Here is a 17886-nt window from a genome sequence, read left to right as displayed (position 1 = left end):
GTGATACGATTATTTAGTATTACTAATTAAATGAGGTGACTAATTTGGACGTATTAACAAACGCTACACATCTTCATATTTTCACATGGGTTGTTGGAATTATCTTATTCCTCGTTGCTGCAAGTATGGACACAGAGTCAAAAGGCAGAAAGATTCTTCATATGATTGCACGTCTATTCTACGTGCTGATTGTAATTACAGGCGCGGCGCTATTCTTTGAATATTCATCGCTTGATGGCGCGTTGTATGGCGTCAAATTCTTATTGGGTCTTCTAACAATTGGTATGATGGAGATGGTACTCGTCCGTTCTGCGAAGAATAAGAGTGTCAAAGTAGTATGGATCCTATTTTTCGTCTTCGTATTGGCGACGATGTTCCTAGGATTTAAATTGCCATTTGGCATTACTTGGTTCGCTTAATCTTTACGGGAATGATTACTGAAAATGCGTTGTTTACGCAAACGGGGGATGGAGATGGGATCTAGTATCGGACCGATATTACTTGTCGTTGTTTTGATGTTAATGGCGTTCTTTGCTGTTTCCGTCATCCTGTTTTCCCGCAAAAAGCGGTCATCTACTGATGACGATGAACTGTTTGATGAATGAGACACCTGCTGGCGATTGTGCTGGCGGGTGTTTTTTATTGTTTTGAGACCAGACATAAAAGATAACACATGTGTTGATTAACCAAACAACTAGTAAATAACTTAATCAAACACTAGGCGCTTCGTGTGCAGTATATTTGGATTGCTTTGGATTGAACTACCTCTATACGATTACCGAGATGTCTTGATGTGTAGGGATGCGACTTCGTCGCATCCCTACACATTTTTTCGGTAATCGTATGGTGCTTATTCATCCGTCGCGCTCCAAATGCATTAGTACACAAAGGAGGCCACTGAAAAAGTCCAATTTCCTTCAATCCCGTTGATTTCCGTTCCGAGCGGACGCTTTCCGCGGGCACGGCTTCAGCCTCCTCGTCACTGCGTTCCTGCGGGGTCTTCAGCTCGCGCTGTTCCCGCTGGAGTCGCCGCTCTCCACTACAATCAACTATTTCTTACTATAAAAAGAACTTTTTCAGTGGCCTCACACAAAGTGCAAAAGCTTTTTTGTACGAAAGAATAGAGGGGCATCTACCTAGTTGAAACTTTCTTTAGGGTTTTCTCTTTTTTTACTAGTAAAGAAGTGTTACTTTCTACAAACTATCACATGATTACATACATAATATTTTCTAGAAGTAAGCAAGGAACGCATTGTACAAAGTGCAAGAGTGCCCGAAATTGCATCTACGGGCACTTACAATCTCTATAAAAAGTCATCTATTTTTTTCATTCAAACATAACTGCATTTTTCACTTGAACATTGAAGGTACGCGATAGGCAACTATTCACAACAGAATGACCGAAAAAAGTGTGGCTAGAAGTGACTCCGTCACTTCTAGCCACACATGCCTCTCGGAAAATGTGTCGTGATTATTTCGCCGAAAGCGAACCGCAAATGACCCAGTAAAAATGGATATTAACCATTTACCTGCTTTATACGCAAGTAAATGGTTAATAAAACAGACGTGAAAAGTTAATAATGTATAAGCTTATTCAATTTAGGTTGCTGTCTAGACTTCAGGTGCCAGCCCCTGGTCCCACACGAAGTGGGGCATGCAGTCGGTGCGACAGGACGTCGCGACTTTAGACTGCCTTCCTTTAAATTCAGTCTTGTTGAAAAGGCAAAGGGCGCCTTTATCATCAAGCCTTTCGACGTACAGGACGTACTAGTGCCGACGTTGCCACAGGACGTGGCGAATTTAGTCGGCCAGCGCTTTTCGGGGCTAAACGGCACCTTGCGCTTTTCCTTATTCACAATATCGACCTATTTCATTGGGAAGGATGAGGTTTTTGGCGTAAACAATGGCGACATGTGGCGGCGTTTGGTAAAATGACGAGTGACAGCTCGTATTGAGGAGGCAATTTTGTGAAAGCGAATAAATGGTTTGGACTTATTGCAACTTTTCTATTACTGGTATCTACCCTATCTCCAGCAGGGGTGTTTGCAGAAACGGAAAGAACAATAGAGGATGAAAGTATATATGATTTGCTTGTGGACCGGTTTAATAACGCCGATGGCAAGAACGACTTTGACGTAAATACGAAAGATTTGACGGCATTCAGTGGAGGAGACTTCACAGGTGTCGCTACGAGACTTGAGCATATTGTCCGAATGGGCTTCACGCTTATTTCACTTGGACCCGTCTTTGAAACGGAAACGTATGATGGAAGTAAAGTGCTTGATTATGCGAAACTTGACCCGCATTTTGGGACTTCAGAAGAATTTAGCAAGATGATTAAAGCAATTCATAAGCAGGATATGTCCGTGATTGCTGACTTTCCACTTGCGGGAGTGAGTTCGAATCATGTTTGGGCAAAAGAGGGAACTGTCAAAGCACTTCCTATTGCTGACGGAACAATCGATTGGGATACTTCGGATGCAGCAACACAAAAAGCATTGAAGGAAGCCATCGTTGATTTCATTGAAACGTATAAGTTGGATGGAATCCGTTTAACGAAGATTGATAAAATCGATACGGCGTTTTTGAATGAAATCATTCAAGCTGTAAAAACGGTTAAACCAAAAGCATATGTACTGACGAATGAAGAAAGTGACGCTGACTTCGATTCTGCTCCGAATAACGAAAAAATGAACGCAATGAGAAATTCATTCGTTAAATATGACGTAGATTCTTCACCGCTATCGATAGTGTCAAATGCAACCGAAAAAGAATTAATCCAGTTCGATGAATTAACAGGACCACGTTTTACATACGATATCGTGGAAGCAAGAATGTTCCCGCCGACACGGTGGAAGCTAGCCATTACGGCACTATTTTCAATGCCAGGCGTACCGATTATGCCTTATGGTACCGAAATTGCGGTAAATGGAGAATCTGCTCCTGAAAGTCATCAGATCATGAATTTCAAGATCGATGAGGAGTTAATTGACCATATCGGTGACCTTAACCAGTTGCGCAACCAATCAGAAGCTTTCCGTAACGGTGACTTTGAGATGTTACACAATGAGAATGGATTTACAGTGTATAAGCTTTCAAATGATAAAGAGACATGGATTGTTGCACTTAATAATACGACTGAGACAGCCAATGTAGAAATTCCGAAAGAAGTAATCGGGGACAATAAAAAATTACGTGGTCTACTTGATGGTGATTCGGTAAGGGAAGGTAAGGATGGAATTTACCGCGTCGTACTAGAACGTGAAGTTGCAGAGATTTATATCGCTGATGAAGACAAAGGATTCAATACGCCTTATCTAATCGCATCAATTTTAATCTATGTCCTGTTCTTTGGATTCCTATTCATGGCTTGGAGAAAAGGACGTCAAGGCAGAAAAGATAGAAAAGCTGAAACGAAGGCGAAGTAAGACAGAAAACACCAGATCGGCAAAGTTGCCGATCTGGTGTTTTTTGATGTCTAGCTTCAGTCTTGCCGAAAAGGCAAAGAGCGCCTTTGTCGTCAAGCCTTCCAGCGCTTTTCGGGGCTAAACGGCGCCTTACGCTTTTCTTGTTATCGCGCTTTATAACCAATCATATTTACGGGATCTTTCGGCGATGAATAGGGTGGGGAGTAGCCGAGTTCAAGGGCTGCAAGGTCATCGACAGTCATTTTGCCCATGATTGCAGTTGCAATGACGTCAATTCGTTTGTCGACTCCTTTGTCACCGACCGCTTGTGCACCCAAGATGAGCCGGGATTGTTCATCATAATGAACACGCAGTAAAATACGCCCATGGTCAGGGTAATAGCCTGCATTCGTTCGGCCTTCATAGACTGCCGTGCCAAACTTGATACCTTCATCTGTTAAACTTTTCGCCGAATGGCCAGTCATAGCTGCAGTCAGCGCAAACAATTTTGTAATCGTCGTGCCGAGAAGCCCATTCATTTCGATTGGATTGCCGGCAAGATGGCGTGCGACGATGACTGATTGCCTATGCGCTGGCCAAGCGAGTTTCACGTTTTTCGGTTTACCGGTGAACCAGTCTTTGCATTCTGCCGCGTCACCAATTGCATAAATGTCAGGATCATTTGTCTGCATATAGCTGTTGACGACGATCCCTTTCGTCGGCCCGATATGTAAATCAGCTTCAATCGCGAGTTGCGTATCAAGATCGATTCCTATACTGGACGCGATAAAGTCAACGTCAAAGTTCACACCATTTTTCATAATCAAGCGCTTGCCTTCAATGCGTTCGATGGCATCTTCAAAGTAAAAGTCTACCTTATTATCTTTCATTTCCTTGCCAAGTACTTGTGAAATTTCAGGATCCATTAATGTCATGACGCGTTCATTGCGATCAATAAGCGCCGTTTGTAATCCTCTATGGATGAAGTTCTCAATAAGTTCAATCCCGATGAATCCGCCTCCAATAACAGCGCACGACTTCGGTTTTTCACGCTCTATATAGTCGATGATTTCTTCCATATCCCCAAAGCTCTTCAGCGTAAATAATGGCAAATCACCGAGACCTTTTAAGTCAGGTATACGGGCGATTCCGCCGGGCGATAAAATAAGTTTGTCGTAGGATTCTGTAAAGACATGATCTGTTTCCATATTACGTACTTCAACCGTTTTCTGTTCCCGATTAATGGCCAGTACATCATGCCCTAACTTGACGGTTATATCTCGTTGCTCGCTGAACTTTTCGGGAGACGAGCCGACTAGCTGCCATTTATCTTCGATTAATCCTCCGATGACATATGGCATACCGCATGTCCCATAGCCAAGTACCGGATCACGTCCAAATAATATGATTTCAGAATCTGGAACTGCGCGTCTAATTTGTGCGGCGACAGTGGAACCACCCGCGATTGCACCGACAATGAGTACTTTCATCAACAAATCCTCCTTTAAATCAAATTCGCCTTGGCGTATTTGCGTCCAGATTTAAGTAATGAAGTTAGCCAAAGAACGTCGCATCCTTGCGACAATGGCCAACTGACCTGCATCACGCAGGCCCGAGCTTGCTCAATTAACTTCCTTCAAAATCTGTGACATCCGCGGGCCTACAGAAGGTAGGTCATGCAACCGTTGCCGCAGGACGCGGCGGACTTAGGTTGCCTTCCTTCATTCAACAGAAGGGGAAGACTTCTGTTGAGTGAAGTTACTGATTAAATTTATTCAGGAAAAAGACGCCTACTGTACCAGGACCAACATGTGCACCGATAACAGATCCAATCATATGGATTTCGAAACTTTTTGGATGAAATAACTCTTCTATTATGGCTTTTAATTCGAGTGCTATTCCTTCGTCGTCGCTATGGCAAATTGCAATTGTCTGTTCAGCTAAATTATCGCCGCGCTCCGCCATAAGATCAGCCATACGGCGCAATACTTTTTTGCGGCCACGGTGCTTTTCGATAGGAACGAGTTTGCCGTTTTCGACATGGAGTAATGGCTTAATGTTGAGCAGCCCGCCGATGAATGCACTCGTTTTAGATACGCGACCGCCGCGTGCCATATAATCAAGGTCTTGCACGGTGAAGAGGTGCTCCATATGTGCCGCCATGTATCGGATTTTACGCTCAATCGTTCGAACATCGTCTTCTCCCGCATCGCGTAGCCGAACTGCTTCTTTTACAAGAAGACCGTAACCAAGCGAAGCGCATCTTGAATCGATAATAATAAGGTTCATTTTTGGATTCGTTTCTTTTGCTTGGTCTCCGGTCATGATTGCGGTGTCGAATGTACCGGATAACTCTGAAGAAAAAGCGATGTAAATCCCACTTTCACCTGATGATGCGAGTTCCTTCCACTTTCGAAGGAACAGTTCAGGTGATACTTGTGATGTTTTAGGTTGCTTGCCGTTGCGAATTGCTTGGTAGACTTCTTTTGAATCGATCGTCATTATATCGTCGTACTCTTTGTCATCGATGAGGACGCGTAATGGGAAGAGCGTTACATCGTTGTCTTCGAAAAATGACTTTGGTAAATCACTGGCACTGTCCGCAAATATTTTCATATAGACCCCTCCGTTGGATAATTGTAGTTATTCCAAGTGTAACCTTTCGCGGAGCACTCGTGCAATGCCATCCTCATTATTCGTGTCTGTCACTTCATTCGCAATTGATTTCAATCTGTCAATTCCATTTCCCATTGCCACTCCGATGCCGGCATAGTCTATCATTTCAAGGTCGTTGTCTTCGTCACCAAAAGCAATAATTCGATCTTTTGGAATATCCATCCACTTCGAGACGTGTGAAAGTCCGACAGCCTTATTCAAGCCATGCCGAACGATTTCAATGACTTTCCACGGTGCTCCCCATTGACGATGATCAATGACTTCCGCGTGTACATCACCAAGATGGCGTCTGATTGCATCAACTTTATCGTCAGGTGCATGGATCAGTAAACTTGTAGGATCGACTTGCAAAAATTCACGAATGTCTCCCTGCGTTATTTTAGGCTCACCAAATCCAAAAATGTCGAGCAGTTTTTCATCGTGATGGTGCATGTATACATCATCCATCACTTCTGCAACAATATTATGGAATGTAAATTGCTGCATAGCATCAATGACATCTTTCACCACGGGAAGAGAGATTGTTTCATGGATTGTTTTCCAAGAACGATTATCAGGATGGTGAACGAACGCACCGTTGAAGTTGACAATCGGTGTTTTAAGCCCGAGTTGACGGTAATACACTTCGCTTGCTCGGTATGGCCTTCCGGTCGCAATCATAATGTGATGACCTTTTTCTTCTGCTTTTTTCAGTGTTAGCTTGGTTTTATCTGAAATTACTTTTTCGTCTGTAAGTAATGTCCCATCAAGATCGAGGACGATTAAATGTGGCTTCAAAAAAACGCCTCCTTCTATAAATAGTCTATCGCTAACATATGAATCAAGTCAAAAAATCCAGTCATGAAATCGTGCCTTTTGTTTTTTTAGAAAAACTTTGGTACGCTCAAGTGAAAAGGAAAAGGTGTGATTTCAATGAATGTTACTGAAGAGTTATGGGGCGATATCCCCTTATTACATATAGTTGAGGATGAGCTTAAAGACAAACAAGTTCCAGTCGTTATTTTTATTCATGGATTCATGAGTGCTAAAGAACATAATTTGCATTATGCCTATAATATGGCGAAGAAAGGCATCCGAGTTCTCTTACCTGACGCGCATCTACACGGTGCTCGGGAAGATAATCTTGATGAAGTCCAACTGAGTCTACGTTTTTGGGAAATCGTTTTGACGTCAATTGAAGAAGTGAGTGTCATTCGTGAAGAGCTAGTGCAACGCGGACTTCTTACTACAGGTAAAATTGGTTTAGGAGGCACATCGATGGGCGGAATTACGACGCTCGGCTGTCTTGCTGTCTATGATTGGGTCGATGCTGCCGCTGTTATGATGGGAGCTCCAGGCTTTGTCCAGTTAGCGAAAGCACAAATGTCTGAGTTCGAACGTCGCGGTTTTACATTGCCTGTTACTGAAGATGAAAAGAAGAAATTACTCGCCACATTATCTACGTTTGATTTAACGAAACATCCATCGGCATTGAACAATAGACCTGTCTACTTTTGGCATGGTAAGCAGGATGCGGTTGTGCCATACGAACCGACACACAACTTCTATCAGGCCATCAAGAAGGAGTATGCTACTGAACCGGAGCGAATTGAATTTGTTTCAAGCGCTACCTCGGGGCATGCCGTTTCTAGAGCCGGAATGCTTCAGGCGGCTGATTGGCTTGCCTGCCATTTGAAATGAACAGCCGAACTCTGCTATGATGAAGCTAGTAAAAACAAGGAATGAGGGATGAAGATGAGCCAGGATATGAAAGATAGCATGATGGGGGCACTTGAAAACGTTATTGACCCGGAACTTGGAGTCGATATCGTCAACTTAGGTCTAGTTTATGATGTAGAGCTGGACGAAGAAGGCACGTCAAAAGTGACAATGACACTAACATCGATGGGTTGTCCAATGGGACCACAAATCGTTGCTAACGTAACACAAGAACTGATGGAACTTCCAGAAGTGAAAAACGTAGATGTTAATATCATTTGGAGTCCACCATGGTCAAGAGATAATATGTCTCGTTATGCTAAAATAGCGTTAGGCGTAAGATAATAGAAAATAGTAAAGCCGTGTGACTTAGAGATAAGTCGCGCGGTTTTTTTGTTGGTTTCACGGGTAAATCTTCACAACAGATTATCCTTACGTACAGGTACTTTCGGATCGCTGTGGACTGAACGATTACTATACAATTATCGGAATATCTTGCTGAGTAGGGATGCGACAATGTCGCATCCCTACTCATTTTTTCGTTAATCGTATGGCGGTAGTTCGTCCGTAGCTCTCCAAAAATACCGGTACACCAAGTGCCAAAGCTTTCGGGAATGAATGAATAGCCACTTTGCTATCCAATAAAGGAGCAGCCAAAGATGCAATTTTGGCTGCTTACTCCTTCTTTATAGTATTTCCTTTTCAAATTTAAGGCAGGGTTATTTTCTATCTAGCGGCACACTGTTACTTGTCTGATCCTTGCTAAAATAAGCAAAGAGGGCTTTATTAAAAGTAGTGAAGTGCCCGAAATTTCATCTTCGGGCTCTTGCAACCTCTCTAGAAAGCTAGTTATTCTTTCATCTTCCAAAGTAGTTGCATTTGTCACTTGAACAATGTAGGTATGCGACGGACAGATAGTCGCAACAGGATGACCGAAAAAAATGTGGCTGGAAGTGACGAAGTCATTTCCAATCAAATTGAACCCGTGGTAATAGTATTGTGATTATTTCGTCCAAAGCAAGCCGGAAATGTACACGTGCAAATACAGACTTGTATGCTTTTCTATCAGGTGCTTCATCTGAAAAAGTGGTTCATCAACAGACATTATATTTCTCACTTAAAAAGGAATATCGAAATAATGTCGAATGGTATAGATATGAGAAAGAATTCCAATAAGGGAGAGTGTTCAAATGTCGATAAAAACTGCGGATGTATGTGATGATTTTTCAAACGAATTGCAAGTGTGTTCAACGGTATTTAAATCGTATGGCAAAAGCAAAAGATTTTCTGGCCCAATTGCTACTGTGAAAGTATTTGAGGATAACGTTCTAGTGAAAGAAGCACTGCAAACTATTCCGGAAGGTAGTGTTCTTGTTGTCGATGGCGGAGGTTCAAAAAGATGTGCGTTAATGGGCGGCAATTTAGGTGTTATCGCCGAAACCCGTAAACTCGCAGGGGTTATTATCTACGGATGTGTTCGCGATACAGCAGAATTAATCGAACAAAATATTGGTGTGCTGGCAATAGGCAGTCATCCGTTGAAGAGTACAAAAGAGGGAAAAGGGGAACAGGACAGTAAACTGCTTTTCGGAGATGTAGAGTGGAATCCCAATCACTTTGTCTATGCGGACGAAGACGGCGTAGTGGTAGCCACTCGTAATTTGTACAGCTAATGACAAACCCTAAGATGTTTCTTTGTAGGGGTCTTTTGTTATCTTTAATCGTCGTGCAAATCGCTTTACTTTCAATCAAATTCATCTTATAATTTAATTAATCAAAGATAGTCAAAGTCAGACGTTGACTTATAGAAAGGCGGATGTATATGCGAATGGACGGACAGCAAGAAGACCAGCGTACACCTCTAGAACAATTTGGACGGAATCTCGTTGAAGAAGTTAAAAAAGGGAAAATGGATCCCGTTATTGGTCGTGATGAGGAAATACGTAACGTCATTCGGATTTTATCAAGAAAGACTAAAAATAATCCTGTTTTAATCGGGGAACCGGGTGTCGGCAAGACGGCAATCGTTGAAGGACTTGCGCAACGAATTGTGAAGGGCGATGTGCCAGAAGGATTGAAAGATCGCCAAATTTTTGAACTTGATATGAGTTCACTTATCGCGGGTGCAAAATACCGTGGTGAATTTGAAGAGCGTTTAAAAGGCGTACTGAAACAGGTGAAAGATAGTGCAGGGGAGATCATTCTATTCATTGATGAAATCCATACAATTGTCGGCGCGGGGAAAACAGAAGGCGCAATGGACGCTGGCAACATGCTGAAACCAATGCTAGCACGCGGTGAATTATACTGTATCGGAGCAACGACACTTGACGAGTACCGGTTATATATCGAAAAAGATCCTGCGCTTGAACGCCGTTTCCAGCAAGTACTCGTGCGTGAACCGTCCGTCGAGGATACAGTGTCGATTTTACGGGGATTGAAAGAACGCTATGAACTTCACCATGGTGTGCGCATCCATGACCGTGCAATTGTTGCTGCGGCAACATTATCAGACCGCTATTTGACAGAGCGTTTCTTGCCGGATAAAGCAATTGACTTAATAGATGAAGCGAGCGCGATGATACGGACTGAAATCGACTCAATGCCATCCGAATTGGATGCGGTGACACGCCGGATTATGCAGCTTGAAATTGAAGAGCAAGCGTTACGCAAAGAAAAGGATGCGGTCAGTAAAAATCGTCTTGAAGTACTTCGTGATGAACTGACAGAGCTGAAAGAATCGTCTGCAGGCATGCGGGAGCAATGGGATTCTGAAAAAGAAACATTGCGTGGAATCCAGGATAAGCGAGAAAAGCTAGACCGTTTCCGACGTGAACTAGAAGAAGCTGAAAATCGGTTTGATTTGAATAAAGCTGCAGAACTCACTTATGGAAAAATCCCGAATCTAGAGGAGGAGTTGCATGAACTTGAAGCCGCGCTTGTAGAGGGGCAGGAAAATCGACTGCTCCGTGAAGAAGTGACGGAAGAAGAAATTGCGACAATTGTCGCGCGTTGGACGGGTATTCCGGTAACGAAACTTGTTGAAGGTGAACGTGAAAAACTACTTCGTCTGCGTGAAACACTTGAAGAGCGTGTAATTGGGCAGGATGATGCTGTACAACTTGTGACGGAAGCCGTGTGGCGCGCACGTGCGGGCATTAAAGATCCAGATAAACCAATTGGTTCATTCCTATTTTTGGGACCAACTGGGGTCGGTAAGACAGAGCTGGCGAAAACGCTCGCTGCGACATTGTTTGATTCGGAAGATCATTTCATCCGCATCGACATGTCGGAATATATGGAGAAGCATAGTATATCACGGCTTGTTGGTGCACCTCCAGGCTACATCGGTTACGAAGAAGGTGGTCAATTGACGGAAGCAGTACGACGCAATCCGTATTCAGTGGTGCTGTTAGATGAAATCGAGAAAGCGCATCCGGATGTCGCAAACATCTTATTGCAAGTATTAGATGACGGCCGAATTACCGATAGCCAAGGCAGACTCGTCAACTTTACCAATACTGTCGTCATTATGACCTCGAATATCGGCTCTGCCTACTTGCTTCATGGGCTAGACGATACAGAAAACCATGCAGCAGAAGATCTAGTCATGGCCGAATTAAAAAATCATTTCAAACCAGAGTTATTAAATCGAATGGATGACATCATTATTTTCCATTCACTGACAGGTGATTCATTCCGCAAGATTGCACGGAAAATGATTGAAGACCTAGTTAAACGATTACGTGGACAGGAAATCATTATGGAATATAGTGAAGATGTGCTCGATTGGATTGTCAATGAAGGAACAGATGCCGATTTCGGAGCTCGTCCATTGAAACGCTTTATCCAACGACATGTTGAAACGATGGTTGCAAAAGAAATTATTAAAGGTGATCTTAAACTAAATGATAAACTCGTTCTAGCTATGGAAGACGGGAAATTAGTTATTCAAACAGATTAAAACAGAAAAAGCCGCAGGAAGTTTGAACTTCCTGCGGCTTTTTCTATAGTATCCAATCACGTCTATTGATTAACCATTTTCTTACATGAAGAGCAGGTAAGAAAGGTTTAAAAAACACCATTTTCACTGGATCACTTCCGATCCGCTTTCGGAGAATTATTCACGACAACCTTACCGAGGGGCAAGTGTGGCTAGAAACGACTTCGTCATTCCTAGCCACACCCTTTTCAGTAACCCTGTTGCGAATCGTTTCCTATCGCGTTCCTACAACGGTAAAGTGAAAAATACAACTGCTTTAGAATAAAAGAATAGATGACTTTTTATACATGTTGTAAGTGCCCGAAGATACAATTTCCGGCATCCTAGTACTTTGAACAATGTGTTCCTTGCTTACCTTTAGTAAAGGGTATGCATCTTATCATGCGATGGACTATAAGAAAGTGACTCTTTCTTAACTAAAAAAGACAAGACTATGGAGAAGGTTTCAGCCGCCAAAATTGTATCTTTGGCGGCTATTATCTAGATAAGAAGCCCCGCTATTCTTTCGTCCCGAAAAATTTTAGTACTTTGTGTACTTAGGAATTTGGAGCGCGACGGATGAATAAGCACCATACGATTACCGAAAAAATGTGTAGGGGTGCGTCAAAGTCGCATCCCTACACATCAAGACATCTCGGTAATCGTATAGAGGTCATTCAATTCAAAGCAATCCAAACAACCTGTACACGAAGCGCCTAGTGTTTAATTCAGTTATTTACTGGTTGTTTTTGGTTAATCAACATATGTAGTATCCAATATAAAAACCATCCCCAGCGAGGGAGATGGTTTTTTGTTGATTAATGATCTGCAATTTCGCCTTCTGGGAAAGATTCAGCCAGTAAGATAACGATTACAGAAACGACAAGCGAAACATATACGCCTGGCATGAAGTCAAATGGCAAGTTAGCAATTGCTCCAGAAACATAGTTCAACATAGTGATTAAACAGAAAGACCAGAAAAATGTCATTACGTATTTCATTGAATTCACCTCTACATTACTATTTCATATTTAATCATATCACAGTGGTTACATTGGAGAAACTAATTTCCATGCAAACGGAACTTTATTTGGCGAAAAAGTGTCAACAGGTTGAAAAGTGAGCCCGTTTCTTTTATGATTAAGAGCAGGTACTAATAATAGATGATAAAGAACGGGGGATGCGGAATGACTGCTGGATTTATCGGCATGGGTAAATACGTACCATCACACGTTTTGACGAACGCGGACCTAGAAAAGCGTTTGGATACATCGGATGAATGGATTCGTACAATGACAGGCATCGAAGAAAGACGCATCGCAGACGATTCAACGGATACGTCTCATATGGCATATAACGCTGCAGTGGAAGCGATCAACAACGCAGGGATCAAACCAGAAGAGATCGGACTTATTCTTGTAGCTACAGTCACACCTGATCGACCTTTTCCTTCAGTGTCGACAATGCTTCAACAACAGCTCGGCGCAACGAATGCGGCGGCTATGGACATTTCAGCGGCTTGTGCAGGGTTCATGTATGGCGTCGTAACGGCGAAACAGTTCGTCGAATCTGGCACATATGATTATGTCCTAGTTGTCGGAGTTGAAAAATTATCTAAAATTACCAATTGGGAAGACCGCAATACCGCCATTCTTTTCGGAGATGGAGCGGGTGCAGCTATTATAGGAAAAGTAAGTGAAGGACGGGGAATCCTGTCATTCGAACTCGGTGCAGACGGTAGCGGTGGCAAACACCTTTATCAGGATGAAAAACTTGTTATGAATGGCCGTGAAGTATTCAAATTCGCAGTCCGTCAGATGGGCGAATCCGCAGAAAGCGTTATTAGAAAAGCGGGTCTAATGAAGGAAGACGTCGATTTCCTTATTCCGCACCAAGCGAATATACGAATTATGGAATCTTCTCGTGAACGACTAGGTTTACCAGTAGAAAAAATGTCCAAGACAATCCATAAATATGGCAATACATCTGCCGCGTCCATTCCAATTTCACTTGTCGATGATCTAGCTGAAGGCAGAGTGAAAGATGATGACGTTATTGTCATGGTTGGATTCGGCGGAGGTCTCACTTGGGGCGCAATATGCATTAAGTGGGGAAAATAAAAAAGTACACATGTTTTGTAGTGTATGAAAAGTGACAAGAAGCGTCAGTCTTTATAGAATAGAAGGGAAGTTTTCACATATGGGAATAAAACGTGTAGTAGTAACAGGTATAGGGGCAATTTCTCCAGTCGGGAATTCAGCGGAGGAGTCTTGGAAAGCGGTCTTGGAAGGGAAATCTGGAATCGGACCACTAACAAGACTTGACAGTGATAAGTTTCCTGTAAAAGTGGCAGCAGAAGTGAAAGATTTTGATATAGAACAATATATCTCTCGGAAAGACGCGCGTAAAATGGATCGATTCACGCATTACGCACTTGCGGCATCGATTATGGCAATGAAAGATGCAAATCTTGAACTTGAAGGAGATTTAGCTCTTCGCACGGGTGTCTGGATTGGTTCAGGCATCGGTGGTATGGAAACGCATGAGCAACAGTTTCTAACGTTCCAAGAGAAAGGCTATCGACGTGTTAGCCCGTTTTTCGTACCAATGATGATTCCCGATATGGCAGCGGGCCAAGTATCGATTTATCACGGAGCAAAAGGCATTAACTCTTGTACCGTAACAGCTTGTGCATCAGGAACGAACTCGATAGGAGATGCATTTGAAGTTATTCGCCGCGGTGATGCTGACGTTATGATTACTGGCGGAGCAGAAGCGCCAATCACAACAATGGCAGTTGCTGGTTTTTGTGCGAATACAGCATTGTCGTTAAACCCCGACCCTGCAACCGCATCACGTCCATTTGATAAAGAACGTGACGGTTTTGTAATTGGAGAAGGAGCTGGTATCTTAATCCTTGAAGAGTACGAGCATGCAATTGCACGCGGTGCGAAAATTTACGCTGAACTAACCGGCTATGGTGCAACAGGTGATGCGCACCATATTACGGCTCCAGCTCCTGGGGGCGAAGGTGGCGCACGCGCGATGCAACAGGCGATTGAGCAAAGTGGTATCAGTCCAGATGAAATCGATTATATTAATGCTCATGGAACGAGCACGCCATATAACGACCAATTCGAAACAATGGCAGCGAAAACAGTTTTCGGCGAACACGCTTATAAACTCACGATGAGCTCAACAAAATCAATGACAGGCCATTTGCTCGGCGCAGCAGGCGGATTGGAAGCAATCTTCACGGTGAAGGCATTGCAAGAAGGAATCCTGCCACCGACAATGAATTTTGTGAATCCAGATCCTGAGTGTGATCTCGACTATGTAACTGAAGGTGCGCGCAAAGCGGACATTACGTACGCTATGAGCAACTCACTCGGTTTCGGCGGACATAACGCATCACTCGTATTCAAAAAAGTATAAGTTTAAGTTAGCAGGACGTTCCAGTTTACTGGGGCGTCTTTTTGTTTATGTAGTTTTGGGCTTGTTCAGAAAGATTCGCGGCTTGCCCTGATAGTTTGGCGATTAGCCCTTACAGTATGGAAGTTTGCCCTCAGAGTTTAGTGATGCGCTCCCAGTTTCTTGGCTTGCCCTGACAGTTTGGCGATTTGTCCTTACAGTATGGAAGTTTGCCCTCAGATTTTCGCGATGCCATCACAGTTTCTTGGATTGCCCTGACAGTTTGATGATTTGCCCTCACAGTGCGGAAGTTTGTACTCAGAGTTTTGCGATGCGCTCCCAGTTTCGGGGATTGCCCTGACAGTTTGGTAATTAGCCCTCACAGTACCGAAGTTTGTCCTCAGAGTTCCGCAATGCGCCAACCCACCCCGACACATTCAAAGTACTATCTTTTCAAATTAAATGGCCCCCTTCGTCTAAAAGGGGGCCATGCTGTCATATAATCAAAGAAAATCAAAAGGACGATGCTAATGACACGCATATTTTTATTTCTAATTAGTTATGGGCTAATTGTTGTTACTGTTTCACAAATAATATTTTATTTTAATTACAGATCATTCGGTTACGACTGGTATCAAATCATTTATTTTATAATACATACGGCAGATTTTGCGTTATTCGTCGTAGCAACAATCATGATTATTCTTACCGTCTACGTCCGAGTCCCATCGCGACTTCCATCTTCCCGAGAGTGACAGCTGCAATCGCATTTGCTTTCACTGCGCCTTCATCCAAAATTTCATCTAGGACAGGCGAATCCAAAAGTTCGTAGTATCTCTCTTGGATAGGTGATAGATGGTTGATGACGGCTTCGGCTACGCCAGCTTTAAATGCGCCATATCCAAGTCCATCATATTTCACAACAAGATCTTCAATTGAAACATCACTTAACGCTGATTCAATTGTCAATAGATTCGATACACCTGGTTTATTTTCAACGTCGTATTTCACGATGCCTTCAGAATCTGTTACTGCGCTTTTAATCTTTTTCTCGATTTCTTTGGGTGTATCAAGTAGCGAGATAGTCCCTTTTTTATTAGGATCAGATTTACTCATTTTCTTTAACGGATCTTGGAGTGACTTAATGCGTGCACCATTCTTTGGAATTCTGACTTCTGGAATCGTCAAGATACCGCCGAACCTTTTATTGAACCGCTCTGCTAGATCACGCGTCAATTCAAGATGCTGCTTTTGGTCATCGCCAACCGGGACGATATTAGTGTTATATAGAAGGATGTCAGCAGCCATAAGTGGTGGATATGTCAGAAGCGCCGAAGAAACGCCCTCTTTCCCATCTGATTTATCTTTGAACTGCGTCATACGCTCAAGTTCACCGATATAAGCAATACATTGCATCATCCAGCCTGCTTGCGCGTGTGCAGGGACTTCTGATTGGATAAACAATACCGCTTTCTCTGGATCGATTCCACTTGCAATATAGATTGCAGCAAGAGAACGGATTGTTTTTGCCAATTCCACTGGATCTTGCTGAACTGTGATAGCATGCTGATCGACAATACAAAATAGGCATTGATAGTCGTTTTGTAACTCTGTAAATTGACGGAAGGCACCGATGTAGTTGCCAAGTGTTACTGTTCCTGTCGGCTGTACGCCTGAAAAAATGGTTTTCATTTTGAAAAACTCCTCCTGTTTGATGGATAAAATAAATTGTTAAGGCTACCTAATATGATGAAAAAGCTCCGATGGAAGGCGGCTTAAGTTCGCCACGATGGAAGACAACCAAAGTTCGCCGATAACGGAAGGTAGTCTAAGAACGCGACGTCCTGTCGCACCGACTACATGATCAGCATCCTGCTGACCCCGGCAATGGTTACACACCTACATACTGTAGACGCAAAAAAACATCAGCCGTCCCCGTAAAAAAAGGGACGACTGATGTTTGATCAACCGTGGTACCACCCGAATTGCCCGAAGGCCACTCTGATTCCCATAACGCGGGGGACGTGACGAGCTTCTTTAGGGCTAATTCAAAAAGTCCATATACTTTGAATTAGCTCAAAAGGTTCGCTTATCAAGCTCGGGATCCCATTCTTTCGGTTCAATCTACCTGTTTGCACCACCCACAGGCTCTCTGAAAGACTGATACTGAAATACTTTTTTCCGTCATTGCCATTCGCTCTAAATGTTTCTAATAATTATAAATCTTACACTGGAAAAATGCAATAGGCTTGCTCCTTAAATATAAAAAATAAGGAGCGCGATTCCCATCATAATAAGAATGAGTGTACCGCTTCCGAGCATTGGACTTACGTTTCCTGAAAAAACTTCTGAAGGCTTCCGCATCGCCATAACATCATCCATCCGACGTTTAGGTGTAACTACTTTTCTCATGCTAACGGTAAATACATCGAAAAATCCGGTTGAAAAAACGAAAGAGACCAGACCAAGAAATGTTAGTACGCCACCAACGATGAAAGATGCGTTTATATAAGAGAGTAAAGTGAGCTCTTTAAAATAGAGTAGAATAAGCAGAATAATTATTACATGTGCAATCAGAATATTCCTAACTATTTTCTTCATATTTCCACCCCGTTCCAAAGTAATAGTAAAGTATTGGTAAGAAAAAATCAATATAACAGAAGTATATCAATAAAAAAAATGAATTAATTTATCGTTGTAAGCGTTGTCAAT

16 protein-coding genes and 1 other annotated feature are annotated in these 17886 nt (G+C 42.8%); of the genes, 10 read left to right on the top strand and 6 right to left on the bottom strand.

What is annotated here, in order from left to right:
* Window positions 1-44 precede the first annotated feature (44 nt).
* The 4 genes from ACP8HG_RS11560 (at window position 45) to ACP8HG_RS11545 (ending at window position 3428) form a co-directional block, all read left to right on the top strand.
* Window positions 45-419, top strand: a complete 375-nt coding sequence (locus ACP8HG_RS11560; protein ID WP_067211918.1) for a YisL family protein — start codon at window positions 45-47, stop codon at window positions 417-419.
* 48 nt (window positions 420-467) lie between these two features.
* A complete protein-coding gene (locus tag ACP8HG_RS11555) occupies window positions 468-605 on the top strand; it encodes a hypothetical protein (RefSeq protein WP_438296329.1) in 138 nt (45 codons plus the stop codon).
* 1042 nt (window positions 606-1647) lie between these two features.
* The gene (locus ACP8HG_RS11550; protein WP_067211914.1) at window positions 1648-1935 is read left to right on the top strand and encodes a hypothetical protein; all 288 of its coding nucleotides are present in this window, start codon (window positions 1648-1650) and stop codon (window positions 1933-1935) included.
* 32 nt (window positions 1936-1967) lie between these two features.
* Window positions 1968-3428 carry an alpha-amylase family glycosyl hydrolase gene (locus ACP8HG_RS11545; RefSeq protein WP_338655607.1) on the top strand — a complete coding sequence of 487 codons (1461 nt, stop codon included), beginning with the start codon at window positions 1968-1970 and terminating at the stop codon, window positions 3426-3428.
* Between the two features lie 143 nt (window positions 3429-3571).
* Here the strand turns inward: ACP8HG_RS11545 and ACP8HG_RS11540 are convergent, their stop codons facing one another.
* The 3 genes from ACP8HG_RS11540 to ACP8HG_RS11530 form a co-directional block, all read right to left on the bottom strand.
* Window positions 3572-4897: a CoA-disulfide reductase gene (locus ACP8HG_RS11540; protein WP_438296327.1), complete on the bottom strand. Its 1326-nt coding sequence runs from the start codon at window positions 4895-4897 to the stop codon at window positions 3572-3574.
* A 268-nt stretch (window positions 4898-5165) separates the two neighbouring features.
* Window positions 5166-6023, bottom strand: coding sequence for a DegV family protein (locus tag ACP8HG_RS11535; protein WP_438296325.1), 858 nt, complete (start codon window positions 6021-6023; stop codon window positions 5166-5168).
* 27 nt (window positions 6024-6050) lie between these two features.
* The gene (locus ACP8HG_RS11530; protein ID WP_067211906.1) at window positions 6051-6860 is read right to left on the bottom strand and encodes a Cof-type HAD-IIB family hydrolase; all 810 of its coding nucleotides are present in this window, start codon (window positions 6858-6860) and stop codon (window positions 6051-6053) included.
* A 135-nt stretch (window positions 6861-6995) separates the two neighbouring features.
* On the opposite strand from ACP8HG_RS11530, the gene ACP8HG_RS11525 reads away from it, so the two are divergent.
* The 4 genes from ACP8HG_RS11525 (at window position 6996) to ACP8HG_RS11510 (ending at window position 11745) form a co-directional block, all read left to right on the top strand.
* A complete protein-coding gene (locus ACP8HG_RS11525; protein ID WP_187045530.1) occupies window positions 6996-7763 on the top strand; it encodes a prolyl oligopeptidase family serine peptidase in 768 nt (255 codons plus the stop codon).
* 54 nt (window positions 7764-7817) lie between these two features.
* Window positions 7818-8126, top strand: a complete 309-nt coding sequence (locus ACP8HG_RS11520; protein WP_067211901.1) for a metal-sulfur cluster assembly factor — start codon at window positions 7818-7820, stop codon at window positions 8124-8126.
* 845 nt (window positions 8127-8971) lie between these two features.
* A complete protein-coding gene (gene rraA / locus ACP8HG_RS11515; protein ID WP_438296322.1) occupies window positions 8972-9454 on the top strand; it encodes a ribonuclease E activity regulator RraA in 483 nt (160 codons plus the stop codon).
* 155 nt (window positions 9455-9609) lie between these two features.
* Window positions 9610-11745, top strand: coding sequence for an ATP-dependent Clp protease ATP-binding subunit (locus ACP8HG_RS11510; RefSeq protein ID WP_187045529.1), 2136 nt, complete (start codon window positions 9610-9612; stop codon window positions 11743-11745).
* An 836-nt stretch (window positions 11746-12581) separates the two neighbouring features.
* Here ACP8HG_RS11510 and ACP8HG_RS11505 read toward each other — a convergent pair.
* Window positions 12582-12764 (bottom strand): DUF2929 family protein, encoded by a 183-nt coding sequence (locus tag ACP8HG_RS11505; RefSeq protein ID WP_067211898.1) that lies wholly within the window; start codon window positions 12762-12764, stop codon window positions 12582-12584.
* A gap of 186 nt (window positions 12765-12950) precedes the next feature.
* Between ACP8HG_RS11505 and ACP8HG_RS11500 the strand changes: the two genes are divergently transcribed.
* Both ACP8HG_RS11500 and fabF read left to right on the top strand, forming a co-directional pair.
* On the top strand, window positions 12951-13883 hold the full coding sequence (locus ACP8HG_RS11500) for a beta-ketoacyl-ACP synthase III (protein ID WP_067211895.1): 933 nt from the start codon (window positions 12951-12953) through the stop codon (window positions 13881-13883).
* A gap of 79 nt (window positions 13884-13962) precedes the next feature.
* Entirely contained in the window at window positions 13963-15198 is a 1236-nt protein-coding gene (gene fabF, locus ACP8HG_RS11495) for a beta-ketoacyl-ACP synthase II (protein WP_067211893.1), read from the top strand.
* Window positions 15199-15879: 681 nt separating this feature from the next.
* On the opposite strand, the gene trpS is transcribed toward fabF, so the two are convergent.
* Together trpS and ACP8HG_RS11485 are read right to left on the bottom strand one after the other, a co-directional pair.
* Complete coding sequence (gene trpS / locus ACP8HG_RS11490) at window positions 15880-16866, bottom strand: tryptophan--tRNA ligase (protein WP_187045527.1); 987 nt, start codon at window positions 16864-16866, stop codon at window positions 15880-15882.
* A 250-nt stretch (window positions 16867-17116) separates the two neighbouring features.
* Window positions 17117-17371, bottom strand: a binding site (T-box leader).
* Window positions 17372-17430: 59 nt separating this feature from the next.
* A complete protein-coding gene (locus ACP8HG_RS11485; RefSeq protein ID WP_067211888.1) occupies window positions 17431-17775 on the bottom strand; it encodes a DUF3899 domain-containing protein in 345 nt (114 codons plus the stop codon).
* Between the last annotated feature and the right edge of the window lie 111 nt (window positions 17776-17886).

It is taken from the genome of Sporosarcina sp. FA15, from assembly GCF_051550195.1.
GTDB lineage: Bacteria > Bacillota > Bacilli > Bacillales_A > Planococcaceae > Sporosarcina > Sporosarcina psychrophila.
The sequence above is the reverse complement of the archived record's forward strand: the minus strand, read 5'-3'. Positions and strand labels throughout refer to the sequence as shown.